We start from the raw sequence: 19,016 nt of genomic DNA on the forward strand, positions 1-19,016 counted from the left end.
GGATTTCTGGCGGATTGATTCCGGATGCATCGGTGATGGCCGCCGATGGTTTCAGATCGGCCCGGAGGCGTCAACGCCGGCACGCCTCCGGGGCCGGTCTCAGCTCGAGCAGCTCACCGCCAGCCCTTCCGCCCAGTCCGGCGGCGCTGCGGCGAAGCGTTGGTACTCCGGCTGCTCGTCGAAGGGGCGGGACAGGCAGGCGAGGACAGCCCGAACCTCGCTGAAATCGCCGGCCTGGGCGGCGCGGATCGCGGCTTCTGCGATCCAGTTGCGCAGCACGTACTGCGGGTTGACGGCATCCATGGCGGTCTGGCGTTCGGCATCGGGGCGTCCGTCGGCGGCGAGGCGTGCCCGCCACTGGGTGATCCATGCGTCGCCGGCGTCACGGTCGATCAGCAGGTCGCGCAGCGGCGCGTCGGCGGCCGCCCGTTCCGCTTCGTCCACCTGCGCCGGCAGGTGGCCCAGGTTGCGGAAGAACAGCGTGAAGTCCGGGTGCTGCTGCTGGAGCAGCTGGAAGGTGTCGCCGATGAAATCCTCGTCGCCGGCGCGCAGCTCGGCCAGGCCCAGCTTGGCGCCGAACAGCGCGAAGAACTGCTGCTCGAAGACCGGCGCGTAGCTCTCCTCGATGGCGGCCTGCACCGCGGCGGCCTCGCCGATCAGCGGGGCCAGCGCGCGGCCGAGGGCGTACAGGTTCCAGTGGCCGATCTGCGGTTGGGCCTTGTAGCTGTAGCGGCCGTGGTCGTCGGAATGGTTGCAGATGTGATGGGCGTCGAAGGCGTCCATGAAGCCGAAGGGGCCGTAGTCGAGGGTCAGGCCGAGAATGGACATGTTGTCGGTGTTCATCACCCCGTGCATGAAGCCCACCGCCTGCCAGCGGGCGATCAACTCGCCGGTGCGCCGGCCGACGTCGCGCAGCAGGGCTTCGTAGGGATTGGCGGCATCCCTGCATTCGGGGCGGAAGCGGTCGATCACGTAGTCGGCGAGCTGGCGCAGCTCGTCCAGTTTGCGGTTGGCGGCCCAGTGCTCGAAGGAGCCGAAGCGGATGAAGCTCGGCGCCAGCCGGGTCACCACGGCGGCGGTTTCGATGCTCTCCCGGCGCACCGGCGCGTTGGAGCCGACCACTGCCAGCGCGCGGGTGGTGGGGATACCGAGACCCGCCATGGCTTCGGAGCACAGGAATTCGCGGATGCTCGAACGCAGCACCGCACGCCCGTCGGCGAAGCGCGAGTAGGGCGTCTGGCCGGCGCCCTTGAGCTGGATCTCCCAGCCGCTGGCCGGGTCGTCGAGGCCGATCGCCACTTCGCCGAGCAGGTGGGCGCGGCCGTCGCCGAGCTGGCCGGCCCACACGCCGAACTGGTGGCCGGAATACACCGCGGCGAGGGGCTCACTGCCGGGTAGCAGGCGGTTGCCGGCGAAGAACTCGGCGAACTCGGGGCGCGCCAGTTCGCCTTCCGATAGGCCGATCAGTGCGGCTGCGGCCGGGCTGGCGGCGACCAGGTAGGGATCGGGCAGCGGCTGCGGCGGCAGGCGTGTGTAGAAGGCGGCGGGCAGCCGCGCGAAGGCGTTGTCGAAGGGCAGGGTTTCGAGGGTGTGCATGGTCTCTGTTCGGGCAATTTGCCCACGGGGTATCGGGTAATCTGCGGGACCGCGGCTCGGGCCGCGTGTTTTATAAAATCCGACTGTTTCACTATGGTATGGCTGCGCAGGCCTGAGGGGAAGGATGGAGACGCACATGAGCCGTCCGGCCGTGGCGATGGACGAGGGGCATGAACACAGCGTGGACCTGAAGCGCACGCTGTTGCTGCGGGTCAGCCTGTTTGCGGTGGCGATCGGACTCGCTGCCAGCGCGGTGGTGCTGCAGCGCGCCGAGGCGCGCATGCGGGCCCATATCGAGCGGGCCGGTGGCGCGGTGGAGCGCCTGCTGGCCAGCGAGGCGGCGCAGCCGCGCGACGTGTTCCGGCGCAGCCTGGACGGCCTGGAGCTGTCGTCCCTCGACGGCATCGGGCCGCTGCTGGGTATCTGCGTGGCGGTGGAGGACATCTACAAGCGGCCGGTGGTGCAGCGCTGCTTCGGCGACGGGGCGGAGGCGCCGACCTTGCTGCGCGGCCTGCTGGCGGCCTTGACCGGGCCGGACATCGCGTTCCGCGGGGTGATCGGCCAGTATCCGGGCGTGAAGGTTGGCGAGTTCGTCGTCACGCCCAATCTGGACAGCGAGGCCAACGCGGTGTGGGACCAGATCCGCACCGTGCTGGGCATGACCGTCGGCATCCTGGTGCTGAACCTGCTGGTCTATCTGCCGGTGCGCCGTGCGTTGGGGCCGGCGCAGGAGATCCTGGCGGTGCTCGGGCGCCTGCAGGCCGGCGACCTGGCGGCGCGCATGCCGCGCCCGCGGCTGGTAGAGCTGCGCCTCATCGCCAGCGGCTTCGACCATTTGGTGGCGCGTCTGCAGCAGACCCTGGCCGGCCAGCGCCAGCTGGCCCTGCGCCTGCTGACGGTGCGGGAAGAAGAACGCCGCCACCTGGCGCGGGAACTCCATGACGAGTTCGGCCAGTGCCTGGCCTCCATCGGTGCCGAGGCCGCCTACGTCAGCGCGGCGGTGGAGAACTCCCGCCCGGATCTGCTGCCGGCCGCCCAGGCCATCGCGTCGGTTACCGGCCACATGATGGAGAGCCTGCAGGGCATCCTGCACCAGCTAAGGCCGGTGGGGCTGGAGGAATTCGGTTTGGAAGCTGCCCTCGAGCAGCTGCTCGCAGGGGGGCGCCGACGGCGACCGGTTTGCGCTTTTACGCTGGACATCGACGGTGCGGTGGACGACCTGCCGGACGGCCTGACGGTCAGCCTGTACCGCATCGTGCAGGAGAGCCTCACCAATGCGTTGCGCCACGGCGAGCCGCAAACGGTGGCGGTGCGCCTGCAGCGGGACGCGGTCGGCTGCCGCCTGTGGGTGGAGGACGACGGCGCACCACGCCAGGGCGATACGGCCGGCAGCGGCCTTGGCGTGTTGGGCATGCATGAGCGGGTCGAGGCGCTCGGCGGGCGTTTCGCGCTGGAGCCGGTCACGCCGCGCGGCATGCGGGTGAGCGCGCTCTTTCCGCCCGATGCCTGCCACGAGGAAGGGGCGGCCCATGTCTGACACTACCCGCCTGCTGCTGGTGGACGACCACGCAATCGTGCGCGAAGGCTATCGCCGTCTGCTGGAAATGCGGCCAGACCTGCGCATCGTCGGTGAGGCCGGCACGGCCCGCGATGCGCTAGAGCAGTTCCGGGTGCTTGAGCCCGACGTGCTGGTCCTGGACTTGGGCCTGCCCGACATGGGCGGTGTGGAGCTGATCCGCCGCCTCGTGCAGCGCGACGACCGTGTGCGCATCCTGGTATTCACTATGCACCGGGAGCCCTTGTTCGCGACCCAGGCACTGCGTGCCGGCGCCCTCGGCTACGTGACCAAGAGCAGTCCGCCGGCGGTGCTGGTGGAAGCGGTTTACACGGTGGCGGCGCGGCGCCAGGTGATCAGCCCCGACATCGCGCCGGAGCTGGCCCTGGCGTTGATCGAACAGCCGCGGGTACCGCTCGCCGAACTGGCTCCGCGGGAGTTCGAGATCCTGCGCCTGCTGCTCGACGGCTGCAGCGCCGAGGAGATCGGCGAACGCTTGTCGATCTCCTCGAAAACGGTGCAGAACTGCCACTACCAGATCAAGAGCAAGCTCGGCGTGCGCAGTGACATCGAGCTGACCCGGCTGGCGCTGCGCCTCGGGCTGATCTGATCCTCAGGCCGCTTCCGCCGTCGGTTCGGTGGCAGGGGCTTCGAACAGGGCCTGCAGGGTTTCCAGGCTCAGTTCGGCGATCGTCTCGCCGGCGTCGTCGAGGATCTCGTACAGCAACTCGCCGGGCTGCGGGCGCATGCTGAACAGCACGATGCAGTCCTCGGTGCCGCCGCCTTCCCGGTGCGGCGTCTCGTTGGGCGGCGACACCGTGAAGCTGCCGGTCGGACGTACTTCCCGCAGGCGGCCGTCCAGTTCGTACAGGCGATGTTCGCCCTGCACGACGAAGGTGTGGTTGAGGGCCTTGTGGCGGTGCAGGACGATCTGCTGGCCGGCGGCGAACTTGAACAGCACGTCGGCGATGCGCTGCTGCATGTCCACCTGCAGGATCGCGTAGACGAAATGGGGGAAGTCGCCGAAGGGCTGCCAGCGGATGAGGCGTTCGTCGAAATGGTGGGGCATGGGTTTGTCTCCTGGTTGTCGAGGCCGGATGGCCGCTGCCAGTAGACCCTGGCGGGCTGCGCCGCCGTGAGGTCAGCCTGCCCGGAAAAGGCTGGGCAATCTTCCCGATGCACATGATGTCTGACGGTCGGGCAAATTGCCCACCGGCATCCGGGCAGGATGCCGATGCCCCGGCTCGTCCGCAGGCCTAGAGTCGGAGTGAGGCGGGGCAAGGGTTCCCGCCATGACTCGACGAGGAAGCCGATGCTTAAACCGACCGGGGCCGTCATGCTGGCCCTGTTTTTCACGACCGCCGCGCTGGCGGCGGACAACCGCTTCTGCGGCGGGCCGGTGCCGCAGACCGGCGAGCCCACCGACCTGGCCCACGTGGTCGGCGACCAGACCCTCGAATACATCGTGGATCAGCCGGCCAGCCTGATGGTGTGCAGCAAGGGCTATCTGCTGGAGAAGTGCGGCGACCACGACAATGCTCGCAAGGTTTTCGACAAATGCATCGCCGCCGGCTACATCGGCGCGATGATCTGGAAGGCTCTGATGTTGCAGGACGGGGCGGGCGGCGTGCCGCCGGATCTGCCGGCCGCCGCCGAGCTGATGCACCGGGCGGCGCTGGCCGGCGATTCCCCGTATGCGACCTTGGGCAAGCTCCATTACGCGAGCGCCTTGCAGGAGGGACGCGGCGTGCCGAAGGATGAGGCGGAGGCGCGCAAGTGGTTCGAGGCGGCGGCGCGCGACGGTAATCCGGATGCCATCGAGTTCCTGCGCACCGGCTATCACGTGGGTGACCGGGACGGACAGGCGCGGGGCACGGGCACGCCGCCGCCCCCGGTACTGGCGGGCCCAACGCCGCCTTTGCCGGGGGAACTGTTCGAGGCCGCGCAACCAAAGATTGCCGCTCGGCCTGCCCAGGAGGTGCGTGGGGCCAGCGCACGGCGTCTGCTGGATGCGCCGTCGGCCACGCCGCCCGTCAGCCCGCCTCCGCCCGCCGACGCTCCCGTCGCCGGGCAGCATCTGGCGAAGCTCGCCGAACCGCTTGCGCAGCCCACAGGAGCCTCATCCGGCGGGCTGGCCGCGCTGTTCGGTGTGCTGCTGCTGTCGGGCGCCCTGCGCCAGTCCCTGTGCGCGCCGACGGCGCGCCGCTCACTTTCTCTTTCCCGGGCTTGAAACGATGAATGCCAATCTTGAAATCCTGATGTACGACGCCAGCCAGCTCTTCCTGGCGCCGGTGCTGCTCGCCATCGCGGCGCTGTTCCTGTATGCCTTTCACGCCTGCGGGGCCTTTTTGTGGCAGGCCTGGCAGCGGCGACTCGGCCTGGCGGCCGGCTTCGAGCTGATCGAAGCGCACCGCGCCAACCCGGCCCTTGAGATCGCCGAGCTCGAGGCGGTGGCCAGCCAGCGTTTGGAAGTCTCCCGCATCGCCACGCGGGTAGCGCCGATGCTCGGCCTGGTGGCGACGATGATTCCGATGGGGCCGGCCCTCAAGGCGCTCGGCGACGGGCAGCTGGCCGACGTGTCGCACAGCCTGATGGTGGCCTTTTCGGCGGTGATCCTGGCCCTCATCGCGGCGGCGCTGACCTTCTGGGCGCACAGCGTGCGACGACGCTGGTATGCGACGGACCTGCTGGCCGTCGAGAAGGGTCTGCCCGCGGACGGCCCGGTAGCCATGGAGGTGGCGCGATGAAATGGCGTCTGCACGATACCGGCGAGGATGATGATCCGCTGCTGTCGGTGATCAACCTGGTGGATGTCTTCCTGGTGCTGATCGCCGCGCTGCTGCTGGCGGTGGCCCGCAGCCCGGTGAACGTCTTCGATGCCGGGCAGGTGACGGTGATCCGCGATGCCGGCACGCCGGACATGGAGATCGTCGTCAAGAACGGGAAGAAGATCGAGCGTTTCCGTGGCGATGGCGCCGCAGCGTCGGCTGGCCAGGGCATCAAGGCCGGCATCGCCTACCGGATGCCGGATGGTTCGCTGGTTTACGTTCCGGAATGATCCGCTGATGTGTGCGCTCCCGATGGTGGGGGCGCATTTCTTTCCTGTTTTCAGCCCGTGCTTACGGGACGCACGCTGGGCAGCTCGTCGTCGGTGAACGGGCGCGAGTGGGTGAAGAAGGCCTTGCCGCGGCCGCAGTCGAGGGAGAAGTCGCCGCCGTTGCCCGGCTTCACGTCGAGGGTCAGCTGGCTGTTCTCGTAGTACTGGAATTCCTGGTGCCCCAGGTAGAAATCAGCGCCATTGACCGCGCCCAGCTTGAGCATGCTCTGGCCGGGGAGCACCTCGCCGACCTTGTAGCAGTTAGGTACGCTGCCGTCGCAGCAGCCGCCGGACAGCAGGAACATCAGCGGGCCGTGATCGGCGCGCAGTTCGTCGATGTATTGATTGGCGGCTTCGGTGGCCACGATGCGTTCGGTCATGTTCGTGCTTTCCTGAGGGCGAAAAAAAACGGGGCGAGAGACCCGCCCCGTAACACCTTGCCTTACTCGTGAAGCTCTGGGATCAGAAGAAGCCCAGCTTGTTCGGGCTGTAGCTGACCAGCAGGTTCTTGGTCTGCTGATAGTGGTCGAGCATGACCTTGTGGGTTTCACGGCCGATACCGGATTCCTTGTAGCCGCCGAAGGCAGCGTGGGCCGGGTAGGCGTGGTAGCAGTTGGTCCATACGCGGCCGGCCTTGATGTTGCGGCCCATGCGGAAGGCACGGCTGCCGTCGCGGCTCCACACGCCGGCGCCGAGGCCATAGACGGTGTCGTTGGCGATCTCGAGGGCTTCGGCTTCGTCCTTGAAGGTGGTCACTGCCAGCACCGGCCCGAAGATCTCTTCCTGGAAGATGCGCATCTTGTTGTGGCCCTTGAACAGGGTCGGCTGGACGTAGTAGCCGCCGGCCAGTTCGCCGTCCAGGTGAGCCTGATCGCCACCGACCAGCACTTGGGCGCCTTCGCCCTTGCCGATTTCCAGGTAAGCCTTGATCTTGCTGAGTTGGTCAGCGGAAGCCTGGGCACCGATCATGGTGTCGGTATCCAGCGGGCTGCCCTGCTTGATCAGCTTGACGCGGCCAACGGCGCGCTCGATGAACTTGTCGTAGATGGATTCCTGAATCAGGGCGCGGGACGGGCAGGTGCACACTTCGCCCTGGTTGAAGGCGAACAGCACCAGACCTTCGACGGCCTTGTCGAAGAACTCGTCGTCAGCGTTGGCGATGTCTTCGAAGAAGATGTTGGGGGACTTGCCGCCCAGTTCCAGGGTGGCGGGGATCAGGCTGGTCGCAGCGGCCTGGGCGATCACGCGGCCGGTGGCGGTGGAGCCGGTGAAGGCGATCTTGGCGATGCGCTTGCTGGTGGCCAGCGGCATGCCGGCTTCGCGGCCAAAACCGTTGACGATGTTCAGCACGCCCGGGGGCAGCAGGTCGGCGATCAGCTCGGCCAGCACCAGAATGGAGATCGGGGTGGATTCAGCGGGCTTCAGGACCACGCAGTTGCCGGCGCCGATGGCGGGAGCCAGCTTCCAGGCGGCCATCAGGATCGGGAAGTTCCAGGGGATGATCTGGCCGACGACGCCCAGGGGCTCATGGAAGTGGTAGGCGACGGTGTTCTCGTCGATCTCGGACAGGGAGCCTTCTTGCGAACGCAGGCAGCCGGCGAAGTAGCGGAAGTGGTCGACAGCCAGCGGGATGTCGGCATTCAGGGTTTCGCGGATCGGCTTGCCGTTATCCACGGTCTCGGCGTAGGCCAGCAGCTCGAGGTTGGCTTCGAGGCGGTCGGCGATCTTCAGCAGGAGATTGGCGCGCTCGGCAGCCGGGCTGCGGCCGAACTTGTCGGCGATGGCGTGGGCGGCGTCGAGGGCCAGCTCGACGTCCTCGGCGGTGGAGCGGGCAGCCTGGGTGTAGGCCTTGCCGGTGATCGGGGTGATGACGTCGAAGTACTCGCCCTTGACAGGAGCGACCCACTTGCCACCGATGAAGTTGTCGTACTTGGACTTGTATTGGACCTTGGCGTCGGCAGTGCCGGGCAATGCGTACAGCATGGGTATCTCCTCCTGGTATCGGTTCGAAAACGCTTCGTGTAGCGCTAGACCTTATTCAGCAGGGGGCATGCCAGTATCGGATCAGGTCTCGTTATGGACTCAAACGTCTTGTTTATCAGTGGCTTGGCGGGGTTGTTTATTTTTTGTGCAGTGCAATGAGTGGGTGGTAGGAGTGTTCAGTTTCGATACAGGTGCTCCATGCGAAGTGCACGATGGAGCACCTGGCGTCGCATCAGGCGATGCGGAAGCGCCCGGACACGGCTTCCAGCTGACGGGACAGCTCGGCCAGTTCGCCGGCCGCTCGGGTCAGCGTGGCGGCGCTGGCGGCGTTGGATTCGGAGGTGCCGGCAATGCGTTCGACCCGTTGCGCGATGTCCCGGGCGGCCGTCGACTGCTCCGCCAGGCCCAGCGTGATGCCGGCCACCGAGGCGAGCACCCGCTGGGTACTGTCCTGGATGCTGCCGACGGTGGTGCCGGCCTCGGCGGCCAGCGAGACGCCGCGGGCCACCCGTGTGACGCCGGCTTCCATGTCGTCGGCGGCGCCACGGGTGGCGCTCTGGATGCGTTCGATCATCGTGGTGATCTCGGCGGTGGAGTTGGCGGTGCGTTCGGCCAATTTGCGCACTTCGTCGGCGACGACGGCGAAGCCACGCCCAGATTCTCCGGCGCGGGCTGCCTCGATGGCCGCGTTGAGGGCGAGGAGGTTGGTCTGGTCGGCGATGTCGCGGATCACGCCGACGATCATCGAGATGTCGCCGGACAGGCTTTCGAGATCCCGCACGGAACCGGCCGACACATTCACCGATTCGGCGATGGCGCGCATCTCGCCGGCCGCCGCGGCGATGACGTTGGCGCCGCTGCTGGCCTGGCTGCCGGAGCCCTCGGAGAGCTCCCGCGATTCACGGGCGTGCTCGCCGATGTGGTCGATGGACACCGACAGCTGCTCGACGGCGGCGGCCATTGCTGACGCCGATTCGGACTGCTCCTCGGCGAGCCGGTGGGTATCGCCGGCGGTCTGGCTGAGCTGGCGGGCGTTGGTGAGCAGCGCGGTGACCTGGTTGCGGATCGACGCGATCAGCTCGTGCAGGTTGTTGCGCATGACCGCCAGGTGGATGATCAGCGCGCCCAGTTCATCGTTGCCGGCCTGAGGGAGCGGTTGCAGCAGGTTGCCGCTGGCGATGGCTTCGGCAACCCCCTTGCCGGCCGCGACGGACTGGCGCAGGCGGTGGGTCAGCGCGGCGGATCCCAGGGCGGCCGCCAGCAGGCCGACTGCGCCGAGCCCGACGAACAGCTGCAGGAAGTTCTGGTAGCGGGTTTCGGCGCGGGCGTATTCGGCCTGGGCCGCATCCCCCTGGCGGCGCAGGGTTTCGCCGAGCTGGTCCAGCCCGCCCGCCTCAGGACTGCCGCTGGCCCGCAACTGGGCGCTCAGGGACGTGACCTGCTGAACGATCCCAGCCTGTGCGCCCTGGTGTTGCTTGAGCGCATCACGGGCCTGGGCCGCATCGTTGAGCCCGACGATGCCGAAACCGGCCCCGATGGCCGCCATGAAGGCGGTGAGCAGGTAGATGCGGGTGCCGATGCTGAGGGGCGGAACGATCCGCTGCGTCAGCGCGGCGATGCCACGGGGAGCGAGGCGCCCTTCCTGCAGCAGGATGGCCGGATCGCGCCGCATCTGCGCGTAGAGGGCTTCCGCGCTGCTGATCTCGCTGCGCGTGGCCTTGATGCGTACGGACATGTAGCCGGAACCGTCGGGGATGGGCGTGGCGGTGGCCTTTACCCAGTAGAAGTCGCCGTTCTTGCGGCGGTTCTTGACGATGCCGCTCCACGGGCGGCCACGCAGCAGGGTGTCCCACAAGTCCCGGTAGGCTTCCGGCGGCATGTCGGGGTGACGAACGATGTTGTGGGGCTGGCCAATGAGCTCATCGTAGGTGAAGCCGCTGGCAGCGATGAACTCGTCGTTGCAGTCGGTGATCTTTCCATTCCGGTCGGTGCGGCTGATGATTGCCGCGCCATCGGGGATGACGTATTCGTTCTGGCTGACAGGCTGGTTGTTGCGCACGGGGGGGCTCCGGGGCGGGGTCGGTGCGCGTTTATAACGGATTGGGCTCTCGATGCTGAAGGGCTATTTGCAACATGCGGACGGACTTTTTTCACAAAACCATTGTTTTAATGTGGTTTTATCGTTATCCGCGTATTTCGGTGCTGCGGCTGGTGCCAGTGACGACGCCGTGCTGGTCGAAATGGATATTGAAGAAAATGGCAGCGTTGAATTCAGGGGGCAGGCGCCAGTCCCACACTTCTTCTTTTTTCAGCGCGAATTTCTGGATGCTGCGCGGTTTGCCGAGCAGGCGGCGGACCTGGTCGCGGTTCCAGCCGGGCTGGACGCGGGCGAAGTTCTCCGGAGTCAGCACGTTTTCCAGGCTGCGCAGGATGTTGTCGGGGCCGATGGTGGCCATGAAGCATTCGGTGCCTTCGGGTTGGCGTGTGTATTCCCAGGTCACGCTGCCGTCCTCGTTGCGCCATTCGATGCCGGGTTGGCCGAGCTTGGCACGCACGTCATAGCCGGTGGACACGCCGGGTTTGAGGTCTTGCATGTTCGCGGCGTCGCAGCCGGCCAGGCCGAGAGCGGCCAGGGCGCCGAGCAGGAGGGCGATCAGTTGGCGCATCGGGGGCTCCATATCTACCCGTTTCCGGTCAAAGCGGTCGGGCTTGGTTACAATCCACCCCCGGCAGGACCGAGGCTTTCACAGTCGATTCTGGCACGAACCCACTTGGCGGAGGACGGACAGTGAAACACGGCATGAGGGTGCTGGCCCTGGCGGGCCTGGTGATGTTCGGCGGCGCAGCGGCACGCGCCGACACGGTCGTGAAGATCGGCTTCGCCGGGCCGCTGACCGGTCCGATCGCCCACGTGGGCAAGGACGAGCAATATGGCGCCCAGTTGGCGCTGGACGACGCCAACGCCAAGGGCGTGCTGCTAGGCGGGCAGAAGGTGCGTTTCGAGCTGCTGTCCGAGGATGATCAGGGCGACCCGCGCACCGCCACCACGGTGGCCCAGCGCCTCGCCGACGCGGGCGTGAAGGGTGTGGTTGGGCATGTCACCTCCGGCGCGTCGATCCCGGCCTCGCGGATCTACGAGCAGGCCGGCATTCCGGCGATCACGCCGTCGTCCACCAGCCCCAAGCTGACCCAGCAGCATTACCGCACGACCTACCGGATCATCGCCAATGACACCCAGCAGGGCGCGGCGATGGTCGGCTTTGCCGCCGACATGCTGAAGGCGAAACGCATCGCCGTCATCGACGACCGCACGGCCTACGGCCAGGGGCTGGCCGATGCGGTGGTGGACAGCCTCAAGCGACGCGGCCTGGCGCCGGTCGGGCGGGAGTTCACCTCCGACAAGGCCACCGATTTTGCGTCCATCCTGACAAAGCTGAAGGCCGCCCAGCCGGATGCGATCTTCTATGGTGGCATGGACGCTCAGGGCGCACCGCTCCTCAAGCAAATGAAGCAGCTTGGCATCGGTGCCAAGTATCTGGGCGGCGACGGTGCGTGCACTGCCGAGATGATCAAGATCGCCGGTACGGCGATGAGCGAGGACGTGTACTGCACCAAGGCGGGCATCGCAATGGAGAAGATGCCAGGCGGCAAGCAGTTCAACGAGCGCTTCAAGGCGCGTTTCAAGGTGCCGGTGCAGCTCTATGCGCCCTACAGCTACGATGCCACTACCGCACTCATCGAAGCGATGAAGCTGGCCAATTCGGCCGATCCCATCCGTTATCTGCCGTTATTGCAGAAAGTCGCATTCAAGGGCATCACCGGCAACATCGCCTTCGATGCCAACGGCGACAGCCGCGAGGGCGGCGTGTCCCTGTATCAGTTCAAGGCCGGCCAGTGGGAACCCCGCAACTGAACGGCCCCGAAGTTGCTTGCCTGCTTCACACCTTACAAATCCGAGGAGAAAACCGCATGAAACACACCCTTGTCGCCCTTGCCGTGCTCGGTCTTGGTGCATCCGGCGCCTACGCGCAGGAAGTCGTCAAGCTCGGCACCGCCGCGCCGCTGACCGGTACCCAGGCCCACCTGGGCAAGGACATCGAGAACGGCGTGCGTCTGGCCATCGAGGAGTACAACGCCAAGGGTGTGACCCTCGGCGGCAAGAAGGTGAAATTCGAGGTGCAGGCCGAAGACGACCAGGCCGACCCGAAGACCGCCACCACGGTGGCCCAGCGTTTGGCTGACAGCGGTGTGAAGGGTGTCATCGGCCACCTCAATTCCGGTGCCTCCATCCCCGCCTCGCGGATCTACAACGAAGCCGGCCTGCCGCAGGTGTCGCCGGCCTCCACCAACCCCAAGCTGACCCAGCAGGGCTTCAAGGGCGCTTTCCGCACCATCGCCAACGACGTGCAGCAGGGCCAGGCCATCGGCCGCTACGCCGCCACCAAGCTGGGCAAGCGGGTCGCGCTGATCGACGACCGCACGGCCTACGGCCAGGGTCTCGCCGACGAGGTGGACAAGGCCGTCAAGGGCGCCGGCGGCACGCTGACCGGGCGTGAGTTCACCAGCGACAAGGCCACCGACTTCCTGGCCATCCTGACTCGCATCAAGGCCCAGAACCCGGACGTGATCGTCTATAGCGGCATGGACACCCAGGGCGGCCCGATGCTCAAGCAGATCAAGCAACTCGGCATCACCGCCAAGTTCATCACCGGCGACGGCGGTTGCACCGGCGAGATCGCCAAGCTGGCCGGCGATGCGATCGGCGCCAACGCCTTCTGCACTCAGCCTGGCCTGCCGCTGGACAAGATGCCGGGTGGCAAGGACTTCAACGCCCGCTTCAAGAAGCGCTTCAACGCCGACGTGCAGATCTACGCGCCGTATTCCTACGACGCCACCGCAGCGATCATCGAGGCGATGAAGGCTGCCAACAGTTCCGATCCGGCCAAGTACGGCCCCTTCATCTCGAAGGTGCATTTCCCCGGCGTGATCGGCACCGTGGCCTTCGACGCCAAGGGTGACATCAAGGACGGTGCGGTCACCGTCTACCAGTTCAAGGCCGGCAAGTGGGAGGCCGTGCAGTAATCAGGCATCCAGCCCTCAGGGGCTCGAATGGGCGCGGAGTCGACTTTCAGGCGACCGGCGCCCATTGTTGTATCTCCGGGGGCGATCGAGTTCGCCCCAACCGGGGTCTTTCCCTCTCTTCACTCTGCGGTGTATCGCAATTAATGGAAACCCTCCTTCAACAAACCGTGAATGGCCTCGTCGTGGGCAGCGTGTATGCGCTGGTCGCTCTCGGCTACACGATGGTCTATGGCATTCTCGGGCTGATCAATTTCGCCCACGGCGACGTGCTGATGGTCGGCGCGCTGGTCGCCCTCGAGGCGATCCGCCTGATCCAGACCTACGCGCCCGAGCTCGGCCTGGTGCCGACGCTGCTCGGCGGCCTGGCCGCCTCCGTGCTGGTGTGCATGGTGCTCGGCTACACCATCGAGCGGACCGCCTACCGCCGCCTGCGCAACGCGCCGCGGCTGGCCCCGCTGATCACCGCCATCGGCGTGTCCTTCCTGCTGCAGACGATCGCGATGATCATCTGGGGCCGCAACTACCATACCTTCCCGCAGCTGGTGTCCACCACGCCGCTGGAGCCGGTGGCCGGCGTCTTCATCACACCGGTGCAGATCGCCATCCTGGTGGTGTCGGCCCTGTTGATGGTGGCGCTGATGCTGCTCGTCAATAAAACCCGCCTCGGCCGCGCGATGCGCGCCACCGCCGAGAACCACAAGGTGGCCAGCCTGATGGGCGTGGACACCAACAAGATCATCGCCGCCACCTTCATCATCGGTTCCGCACTGGCGGCGGTGGCCGGCGTGATGTTCTCGTCCAACTACGGCATCGCCCACTACGCGATGGGCTTCATGCCCGGCCTCAAGGCCTTCACCGCGGCGGTGCTGGGCGGCATCGGCAACCTGGGCGGGGCGATGCTCGGCGGGCTGGTGCTGGGTCTCGTCGAATCCATCGGAGCCGGTTACATCGAGGACATGAGCTTCGGCTTCCTCAACTCCAGCTACCAGGACATCTTCGCCTTCATGATCCTCGGCATCGTGCTCATCTTCCGGCCCACCGGCCTGCTGGGTGAGCGGGTCGCTGATCGAGCCTGAGGCCTTCTGCACATGAACGAACTCGCTCTCGCCATCCCCTGGCTTGGCAAACGCAACCCGGCGGCGGCCCGTGGCGTGGTGATCCTGCTGGCCTTTGCGGCCCCGTTGATCGCCATGCTGTTCGGCAAGACCTGGGTGCGCATCCTTGATTTCGCGATGCTCTACGTGATGCTCGCCATCGGCCTCAATCTGGTGGTGGGCTTCGCCGGCCTGCTCGACCTGGGCTACATCGCGTTCTACGCGGTGGGAGCCTACACCTTTGCCTTCCTGGCCTCGCCGCAGTTCGAGCTGCATCTGCCGTTCTGGCTGGTGCTGCCGCTGGGTGCCGGCTGCGCGGCGCTGGCCGGCATCATCCTTGGCCTGCCGACGCTGCGCCTGCGCGGCGACTACCTGGCCATCGTCACGCTGGGCTTCGGGGAGATCGTGCGGATCTTCCTGAACAACCTGAACCAGCCGATCAACATCACCAACGGGCCCCAGGGCATCAACATGATCGACCCGCTGGTGCTGTTCGGCTGGGACGTCTCCAAGCCGCTGAAGATCGGCGAGGAGATCACCGTCAATTCCCTGTTCCAGTACTACTACATCTTTCTGGCCTTCGTTGCGCTGTCGGTGGTGCTCGTGCAGCGCCTGCAGGTGTCGCGGGTCGGCCGCGCGTGGGCGGCGATCCGCGACGACGAGCTGGCCGCCAAGGCGATCGGCATCAACACCCGCAACATGAAGCTGCTGGCCTTCTCCCTTGGCGCCACCTTTGGTGGCGTGTCCGGTGGGCTGTTCGCGGCCTTCCAGGGCTTCGTCTCGCCGGAGAGCTTCTCGCTGATGGAGTCCATCGCGGTGCTGACGATGATCGTCTTCGGTGGCATGGGCAACCTGGCCGGCGTCATCGTCGGTGCGCTGGCCCTCACCGCGCTGCCCGAGGTGCTGCGCTACGTGGCGATCCCGGTGCAGCAGGCGCTGTTCGACAAGGTCATCCTCGACCCCGAAGTGCTGCGCATGCTGCTGCTGTCGCTGGCGATGATCTTCATGATGCTGCTGCGCCCGGCCGGGCTGATCCCCGCCTACAGCCGCTATTCCCGCCCCGAGCTGGTGGTCGGCAAGGAGGCTGACAAGTGATCACCCTGCTCGAAGCCCGCGGCATCACCAAGCGCTTCGGCGGCCTGACGGCGCTGTCCGATGTGTCGCTGACCATCCGCAAGGGCGAGGTGTATGGCCTGATCGGCCCCAACGGCGCCGGCAAGACGACCTTCTTCAACGTGTTGACCGGGGCCTACGTGCCGGACAGCGGCGAGGTGGTCTTCAACGGCACCGAACTGCCCACCGGCAAGCCGCACCAGGTGGTGGAGGCCGGCATCGCCCGCACCTTCCAGAACATCCGCCTGTTCCGCGACATGACGGCGCTGGAGAACGTGATGGCGGGCCACCACATCCGCTCCCGCGCTAACCCGTTTTCAATCCTGCTGCAGACCCGCCAGGCCAGGGAGGAGGAGCGCCTGATCACCGAGCGCGCCTACGAGCTGCTGCGCTACGTGGGTATCGAGCGCTTCGCCGACACGGTGTCGAAGAACCTCTCCTACGGCGACCAGCGCCGCCTGGAGATCGCCCGCGCGCTGGCCACCGAGCCGCAGCTGCTGGCCCTCGACGAGCCGGCGGCGGGCATGAACGCCACCGAAACCGTCAAGCTGCGTGAGCTGGTGCAGACCATCCGCCAGGACGGCGTCACCGTGCTGCTCATCGAGCACGACGTGAAGCTGGTGATGGGTCTGTGCGACCGCCTGGCGGTGCTCGATTTCGGCAGGAAGATCGCCGAGGACGTGCCCGCCGAGGTGCAGAAGAACGACGCCGTGATTTCCGCCTACCTGGGCGGGCATGGCAACCACAAGGCAGGAGCGGCAGCATGAGCGACGCGAACACGCCGATCCTCCAACTGCGCGACACCAAGGTGGCCTACGGCGCCATCAAGGCGGTGAAGGGCATCAGCCTGGAACTGGCGAAGGGCGAGCTGGTGTCCCTGATCGGGGCCAACGGCGCTGGCAAGACCACCACGCTGAACGCCATCGCCGGCACCCTCAGCACCGCCGGCGGCGAGATCCGCTACGCCGGTGAGGCCATCGACAAGCTGCCGGCCCACAAGCGCCTGCGCAAGGGCCTGGCCCTGGTGCCGGAGGGGCGCGGCATCTTCACGCGCCTGACCGTCGAGGAAAACCTGCGCATGGGGGCCTACTGCCGGCGTGACACGGAGGCCGTCGAGGCGGACATGGAGCGCATCTTCGGCATGCTGCCGCGGGTCAAGGAGCGCCTGGCCCAGGTGGCTGGTACCCTGTCGGGTGGCGAACAGCAGATGGTGGCCATCGGTCGCGCGCTGTTGTCGCGGCCCAAGTTGCTGCTGCTGGATGAGCCGTCGATGGGCCTGGCGCCTCTGGTGGTGGAAAAGATCTTCGAGGTGATCCGCTCGGTGGCCGCCGAGGGCGTCACCATCCTGCTGGTCGAGCAGAATGCCAACCTGGCGCTGGAGTTTTCGCAACGGGCCTACGTGATGGAGTCAGGGCGCATCACCCTCAGCGGTTCGGGAGCCGACCTGCTGGCCGATCCCAAGGTGCGCGCGGCCTACCTGGGGGAGTGAAGGACAGGGCTGACGTGGCTCGGTTTGCCGTCTAGTCTTCAGGGACAGGATTCCCTCAACTTCACTCATGTCCGTTCCGTCCATCGGCACGTCCTCTCTTGCTGCTTTCAGCCAATCCCTGGCCGTCCAGTCCAGAGGTAGCGTTGCTGCGTCCTCCTCCGGGGTCTCGACGGGGGCCAATGGCAAGCTCAGCGAGTCGGACCAGCGCGTCGTGGCCAAGCTGCAGCAGCAGGACCGGGCCGTGCGTGCCCATGAGCTGGCCCACATCGCCGCCGGAGCCGGTGTCGTCACTAGCGGTGCCAGCTACACCTATCAGACCGGACCGGACGGCAAGCGCTACGCCAATGGCGGCGAGGTCAGCATCGATGTCTCGCCGGGGCGTACTCCGCAGGACACCCTGCGCAAGGCCGAGCAGGTCCGAGCATCGGCACTGGCGCCCGCCGACCCGTCGGCGCAGGACCGCAGCGTCGCCGCGCGGGCCGAGCAGATGGCGACCGAGGCGCGCATCGAGCTGGCCGATGCATCCACCCAGAAGACCGGCAGTACGACGAGCAGCGGCAACGACGACCCGGCCAGCGCCCTCTACCTCAGCGTCGCCGGCGGGCAGGCGTCGTCGGGCAGCCGCGTCAATACCTGGGCCTGACCCTGCGCCCGGTGGGCCACCCACTCGACGAGGTGCCAGCGGGCGACGGTTATCGGCCACGGCGCATAGGCAAAGGGGCCGGTGCCGCCGAGGCGGAAGGTGGCGTGGTCCGTCACCGTGAGGGTCTGGCCCAGCCAGAAGCGTGCCAGCGTCGTTTCCAGGCTTTCCGTCTCCACAATTGTCAGCACATCCCGGCGGCCTGGTGCGGTGAGGGTCGAGATCACGTCGTGATAGCTCGCCCAGCTGCGTCCAGCCAGGTGGTGTTGGAGTAGCGCGGACCAGTCCTCCGCCGGCGCGGCGATCTGGCCGAGCACATTGGAGAACAGGAAGGCCGCGTGCGGAAAGCATGCGGCCAGCCATGCCAGGCCGTCCGGTGTGCGCAGGCAGTCCAGCCGGTCGAAGCGCAGCGCCGTCGCGTCGCGGCGGCGGGCGAGCAGATGGCGGGCGAGGGGATCGGGCTCCAGCGCGACGACGCCGTCGAAGCGGCCCAGGAAGCCGTCCGGCAGCGCGTAGCCCGCATTGGGGCCGACGATGACCAGTTCCTTCTCCATGACTTGCCACGTATCCAGCCAGCCGGCCACCACGGCGTGGAAGGCCGCCCAATGCCGGTGGCGCTGCCGCCATGCACGCAGGTGATAGACCAGACCGCCGCTGGGGTCGAGCAGGTGGTCGCGCAGGCGGGGAAAGGAAGCAGGCACGGGGAGGGCGTGACGGGGGAACAGGCCCCGATTATGCCGGATGGGCTGGTCAGCCCCATGTCCGGGATGCCATGCTTCGGCCTTTATCGAATCTGCGTAAGCACGAAGGAGAATGGGATGACGGATCCGTTGCACGAGGCGCAATTGTCGTCGGAGCTGGTGTTCGAGGGACGCCTGCTGAAGGTTCATCGGGACCAAGTGCGCCTGCCCGACGGCAAGGATGGCGTGCGTGAGTACATCAAGCATCCGGGCGCGGTGGTGGTGATCCCGGTGTTGGCGGATGGCCGCCTGGTCTTCGAGCGCCAGTTCCGTTACCCGGTGGGGCGGGCTTTCCTCGAACTGCCGGCAGGCAAGCTCGATCCGGACGAGGACATCCTCGACTGCGCCCGCCGCGAACTGCAGGAGGAAACCGGCTACGTCACGGAGCAGTGGCGTTACCTGGGCGTGATGCACCCGTGCATCGGCTACTCCAACGAGCGCATCGAGATCTTCCTCGCCACCGGCCTGGAGCATGTCGGCCACGCCTGGGATGAAGGGGAGTTCCTGGAAATCCTGACCCTCAGCCTGGCGGAGGCCCGCGAGGCGGTCTTCGACGGCCGTATCACCGACGCCAAGACCATCACCGCGCTGTTCTGGGCGGAGCGGGAGCTGGCCAAGGGCTGATTG

Annotated in this window: 20 protein-coding genes; 13 read left to right on the forward strand and 7 right to left on the reverse strand. The window is 66.9% G+C overall.

Annotated features, from left to right (window positions below):
• Positions 1-99: 99 nt before the first annotated feature.
• Positions 100-1,596 carry a protein adenylyltransferase SelO gene (locus AC3QL2_RS14350; protein WP_493231068.1) on the reverse strand — a complete coding sequence of 499 codons (1,497 nt, stop codon included), beginning with the start codon at positions 1,594-1,596 and terminating at the stop codon, positions 100-102.
• 136 nt (positions 1,597-1,732) lie between these two features.
• Between AC3QL2_RS14350 and AC3QL2_RS14355 the strand changes: the two genes are divergently transcribed.
• Complete coding sequence (locus tag AC3QL2_RS14355; protein WP_493231069.1) at positions 1,733-3,133, forward strand: histidine kinase; 1,401 nt, start codon at positions 1,733-1,735, stop codon at positions 3,131-3,133.
• Entirely contained in the window at positions 3,126-3,761 is a 636-nt protein-coding gene (locus tag AC3QL2_RS14360) for a response regulator (RefSeq protein ID WP_493231070.1), read from the forward strand. Before AC3QL2_RS14355 ends, AC3QL2_RS14360 begins: the two co-directional genes overlap by 8 nt.
• 3 nt (positions 3,762-3,764) lie before the next feature.
• Here the strand turns inward: AC3QL2_RS14360 and AC3QL2_RS14365 are convergent, their stop codons facing one another.
• Positions 3,765-4,220 carry a cupin domain-containing protein gene (locus AC3QL2_RS14365; protein ID WP_493231071.1) on the reverse strand — a complete coding sequence of 152 codons (456 nt, stop codon included), beginning with the start codon at positions 4,218-4,220 and terminating at the stop codon, positions 3,765-3,767.
• Between the two features lie 243 nt (positions 4,221-4,463).
• Here AC3QL2_RS14365 and AC3QL2_RS14370 point away from each other — a divergent pair, with 243 nt between their 5' ends.
• The 3 genes from AC3QL2_RS14370 to AC3QL2_RS14380 are packed head-to-tail and all read left to right on the forward strand — an operon-like array spanning position 4,464 to position 6,209.
• The gene (locus tag AC3QL2_RS14370; protein ID WP_493231072.1) at positions 4,464-5,381 is read left to right on the forward strand and encodes a hypothetical protein; all 918 of its coding nucleotides are present in this window, start codon (positions 4,464-4,466) and stop codon (positions 5,379-5,381) included.
• A 4-nt stretch (positions 5,382-5,385) separates the two neighbouring features.
• Positions 5,386-5,898: a MotA/TolQ/ExbB proton channel family protein gene (locus AC3QL2_RS14375; RefSeq protein WP_493231073.1), complete on the forward strand. Its 513-nt coding sequence runs from the start codon at positions 5,386-5,388 to the stop codon at positions 5,896-5,898.
• Complete coding sequence (locus tag AC3QL2_RS14380) at positions 5,895-6,209, forward strand: DUF2149 domain-containing protein (protein WP_493231074.1); 315 nt, start codon at positions 5,895-5,897, stop codon at positions 6,207-6,209. Before AC3QL2_RS14375 ends, AC3QL2_RS14380 begins: the two co-directional genes overlap by 4 nt.
• A 50-nt stretch (positions 6,210-6,259) precedes the next feature.
• On the opposite strand, the gene AC3QL2_RS14385 is transcribed toward AC3QL2_RS14380, so the two are convergent.
• The 4 genes from AC3QL2_RS14385 to bamE form a co-directional block, all read right to left on the reverse strand.
• Complete coding sequence (locus tag AC3QL2_RS14385; protein WP_493231075.1) at positions 6,260-6,628, reverse strand: DUF779 domain-containing protein; 369 nt, start codon at positions 6,626-6,628, stop codon at positions 6,260-6,262.
• A gap of 82 nt (positions 6,629-6,710) precedes the next feature.
• The gene (gene adh / locus AC3QL2_RS14390) at positions 6,711-8,231 is read right to left on the reverse strand and encodes an aldehyde dehydrogenase (protein WP_493231076.1); all 1,521 of its coding nucleotides are present in this window, start codon (positions 8,229-8,231) and stop codon (positions 6,711-6,713) included.
• Between the two features lie 232 nt (positions 8,232-8,463).
• The gene (locus AC3QL2_RS14395) at positions 8,464-10,290 is read right to left on the reverse strand and encodes a methyl-accepting chemotaxis protein (RefSeq protein ID WP_493231077.1); all 1,827 of its coding nucleotides are present in this window, start codon (positions 10,288-10,290) and stop codon (positions 8,464-8,466) included.
• Between the two features lie 124 nt (positions 10,291-10,414).
• Positions 10,415-10,897 carry an outer membrane protein assembly factor BamE domain-containing protein gene (gene bamE / locus AC3QL2_RS14400; RefSeq protein ID WP_493231078.1) on the reverse strand — a complete coding sequence of 161 codons (483 nt, stop codon included), beginning with the start codon at positions 10,895-10,897 and terminating at the stop codon, positions 10,415-10,417.
• Positions 10,898-11,031: 134 nt separating this feature from the next.
• Between bamE and AC3QL2_RS14405 the strand changes: the two genes are divergently transcribed.
• The 7 genes from AC3QL2_RS14405 to AC3QL2_RS14435 all read left to right on the forward strand — a co-directional run bounded on the left by AC3QL2_RS14405 (position 11,032) and on the right by AC3QL2_RS14435 (position 17,652).
• Positions 11,032-12,144 (forward strand): branched-chain amino acid ABC transporter substrate-binding protein, encoded by a 1,113-nt coding sequence (locus AC3QL2_RS14405; RefSeq protein ID WP_493231614.1) that lies wholly within the window; start codon positions 11,032-11,034, stop codon positions 12,142-12,144.
• A 56-nt stretch (positions 12,145-12,200) separates the two neighbouring features.
• Positions 12,201-13,313, forward strand: a complete 1,113-nt coding sequence (locus AC3QL2_RS14410) for a branched-chain amino acid ABC transporter substrate-binding protein (protein WP_493231079.1) — start codon at positions 12,201-12,203, stop codon at positions 13,311-13,313.
• A 143-nt stretch (positions 13,314-13,456) separates the two neighbouring features.
• On the forward strand, positions 13,457-14,389 hold the full coding sequence (locus AC3QL2_RS14415; protein WP_481120978.1) for a branched-chain amino acid ABC transporter permease: 933 nt from the start codon (positions 13,457-13,459) through the stop codon (positions 14,387-14,389).
• Between the two features lie 12 nt (positions 14,390-14,401).
• The gene (locus tag AC3QL2_RS14420) at positions 14,402-15,502 is read left to right on the forward strand and encodes an ABC transporter permease subunit (RefSeq protein WP_493231080.1); all 1,101 of its coding nucleotides are present in this window, start codon (positions 14,402-14,404) and stop codon (positions 15,500-15,502) included.
• On the forward strand, positions 15,499-16,287 hold the full coding sequence (locus AC3QL2_RS14425; RefSeq protein WP_493231081.1) for an ABC transporter ATP-binding protein: 789 nt from the start codon (positions 15,499-15,501) through the stop codon (positions 16,285-16,287). The genes AC3QL2_RS14420 and AC3QL2_RS14425 overlap by 4 nt, the downstream gene beginning before the upstream one ends.
• Positions 16,284-17,009, forward strand: a complete 726-nt coding sequence (locus tag AC3QL2_RS14430) for an ABC transporter ATP-binding protein (RefSeq protein WP_493231082.1) — start codon at positions 16,284-16,286, stop codon at positions 17,007-17,009. Before AC3QL2_RS14425 ends, AC3QL2_RS14430 begins: the two co-directional genes overlap by 4 nt.
• A gap of 67 nt (positions 17,010-17,076) precedes the next feature.
• Complete coding sequence (locus AC3QL2_RS14435; RefSeq protein ID WP_493231083.1) at positions 17,077-17,652, forward strand: putative metalloprotease CJM1_0395 family protein; 576 nt, start codon at positions 17,077-17,079, stop codon at positions 17,650-17,652.
• On the opposite strand, the gene AC3QL2_RS14440 is transcribed toward AC3QL2_RS14435, so the two are convergent.
• Positions 17,592-18,350 carry a hypothetical protein gene (locus AC3QL2_RS14440; RefSeq protein ID WP_493231084.1) on the reverse strand — a complete coding sequence of 253 codons (759 nt, stop codon included), beginning with the start codon at positions 18,348-18,350 and terminating at the stop codon, positions 17,592-17,594. The two genes, AC3QL2_RS14435 and AC3QL2_RS14440, sit on opposite strands and share 61 nt — an antisense overlap.
• A 117-nt stretch (positions 18,351-18,467) precedes the next feature.
• On the opposite strand from AC3QL2_RS14440, the gene AC3QL2_RS14445 reads away from it, so the two are divergent.
• Complete coding sequence (locus AC3QL2_RS14445) at positions 18,468-19,013, forward strand: NUDIX domain-containing protein (RefSeq protein ID WP_493231085.1); 546 nt, start codon at positions 18,468-18,470, stop codon at positions 19,011-19,013.
• Positions 19,014-19,016: the final 3 nt, after the last annotated feature.

Source organism: Zoogloea sp. GW822-FHT05C07, assembly GCF_058800215.1.

Bases quoted from the DNA above. Each gene is read 5' to 3' on its own strand.
- bamE (WP_493231078.1), bottom strand. From the start codon at position 10,897: ATGCGCCAACTGATCGCCCTCCTGCTCGGCGCCCTGGCCGCTCTCGGC.
- AC3QL2_RS14380 (WP_493231074.1), top strand. From the start codon at position 5,895: ATGAAATGGCGTCTGCACGATACCGGCGAGGATGATGATCCGCTGCTG.
- AC3QL2_RS14405 (WP_493231614.1), top strand. From the start codon at position 11,032: ATGAGGGTGCTGGCCCTGGCGGGCCTGGTGATGTTCGGCGGCGCAGCG.
- AC3QL2_RS14360 (WP_493231070.1), top strand. From the start codon at position 3,126: ATGTCTGACACTACCCGCCTGCTGCTGGTGGACGACCACGCAATCGTG.
- AC3QL2_RS14355 (WP_493231069.1), top strand. From the start codon at position 1,733: ATGAGCCGTCCGGCCGTGGCGATGGACGAGGGGCATGAACACAGCGTG.
- AC3QL2_RS14445 (WP_493231085.1), top strand. From the start codon at position 18,468: ATGACGGATCCGTTGCACGAGGCGCAATTGTCGTCGGAGCTGGTGTTC.
- AC3QL2_RS14385 (WP_493231075.1), bottom strand. From the start codon at position 6,628: ATGACCGAACGCATCGTGGCCACCGAAGCCGCCAATCAATACATCGAC.
- AC3QL2_RS14365 (WP_493231071.1), bottom strand. From the start codon at position 4,220: ATGCCCCACCATTTCGACGAACGCCTCATCCGCTGGCAGCCCTTCGGC.
- AC3QL2_RS14435 (WP_493231083.1), top strand. From the start codon at position 17,077: ATGTCCGTTCCGTCCATCGGCACGTCCTCTCTTGCTGCTTTCAGCCAA.
- AC3QL2_RS14370 (WP_493231072.1), top strand. From the start codon at position 4,464: ATGCTTAAACCGACCGGGGCCGTCATGCTGGCCCTGTTTTTCACGACC.
- AC3QL2_RS14375 (WP_493231073.1), top strand. From the start codon at position 5,386: ATGAATGCCAATCTTGAAATCCTGATGTACGACGCCAGCCAGCTCTTC.
- adh (WP_493231076.1), bottom strand. From the start codon at position 8,231: ATGCTGTACGCATTGCCCGGCACTGCCGACGCCAAGGTCCAATACAAG.
- AC3QL2_RS14415 (WP_481120978.1), top strand. From the start codon at position 13,457: ATGGAAACCCTCCTTCAACAAACCGTGAATGGCCTCGTCGTGGGCAGC.
- AC3QL2_RS14420 (WP_493231080.1), top strand. From the start codon at position 14,402: ATGAACGAACTCGCTCTCGCCATCCCCTGGCTTGGCAAACGCAACCCG.
- AC3QL2_RS14350 (WP_493231068.1), bottom strand. From the start codon at position 1,596: ATGCACACCCTCGAAACCCTGCCCTTCGACAACGCCTTCGCGCGGCTG.
- AC3QL2_RS14430 (WP_493231082.1), top strand. From the start codon at position 16,284: ATGAGCGACGCGAACACGCCGATCCTCCAACTGCGCGACACCAAGGTG.
- AC3QL2_RS14410 (WP_493231079.1), top strand. From the start codon at position 12,201: ATGAAACACACCCTTGTCGCCCTTGCCGTGCTCGGTCTTGGTGCATCC.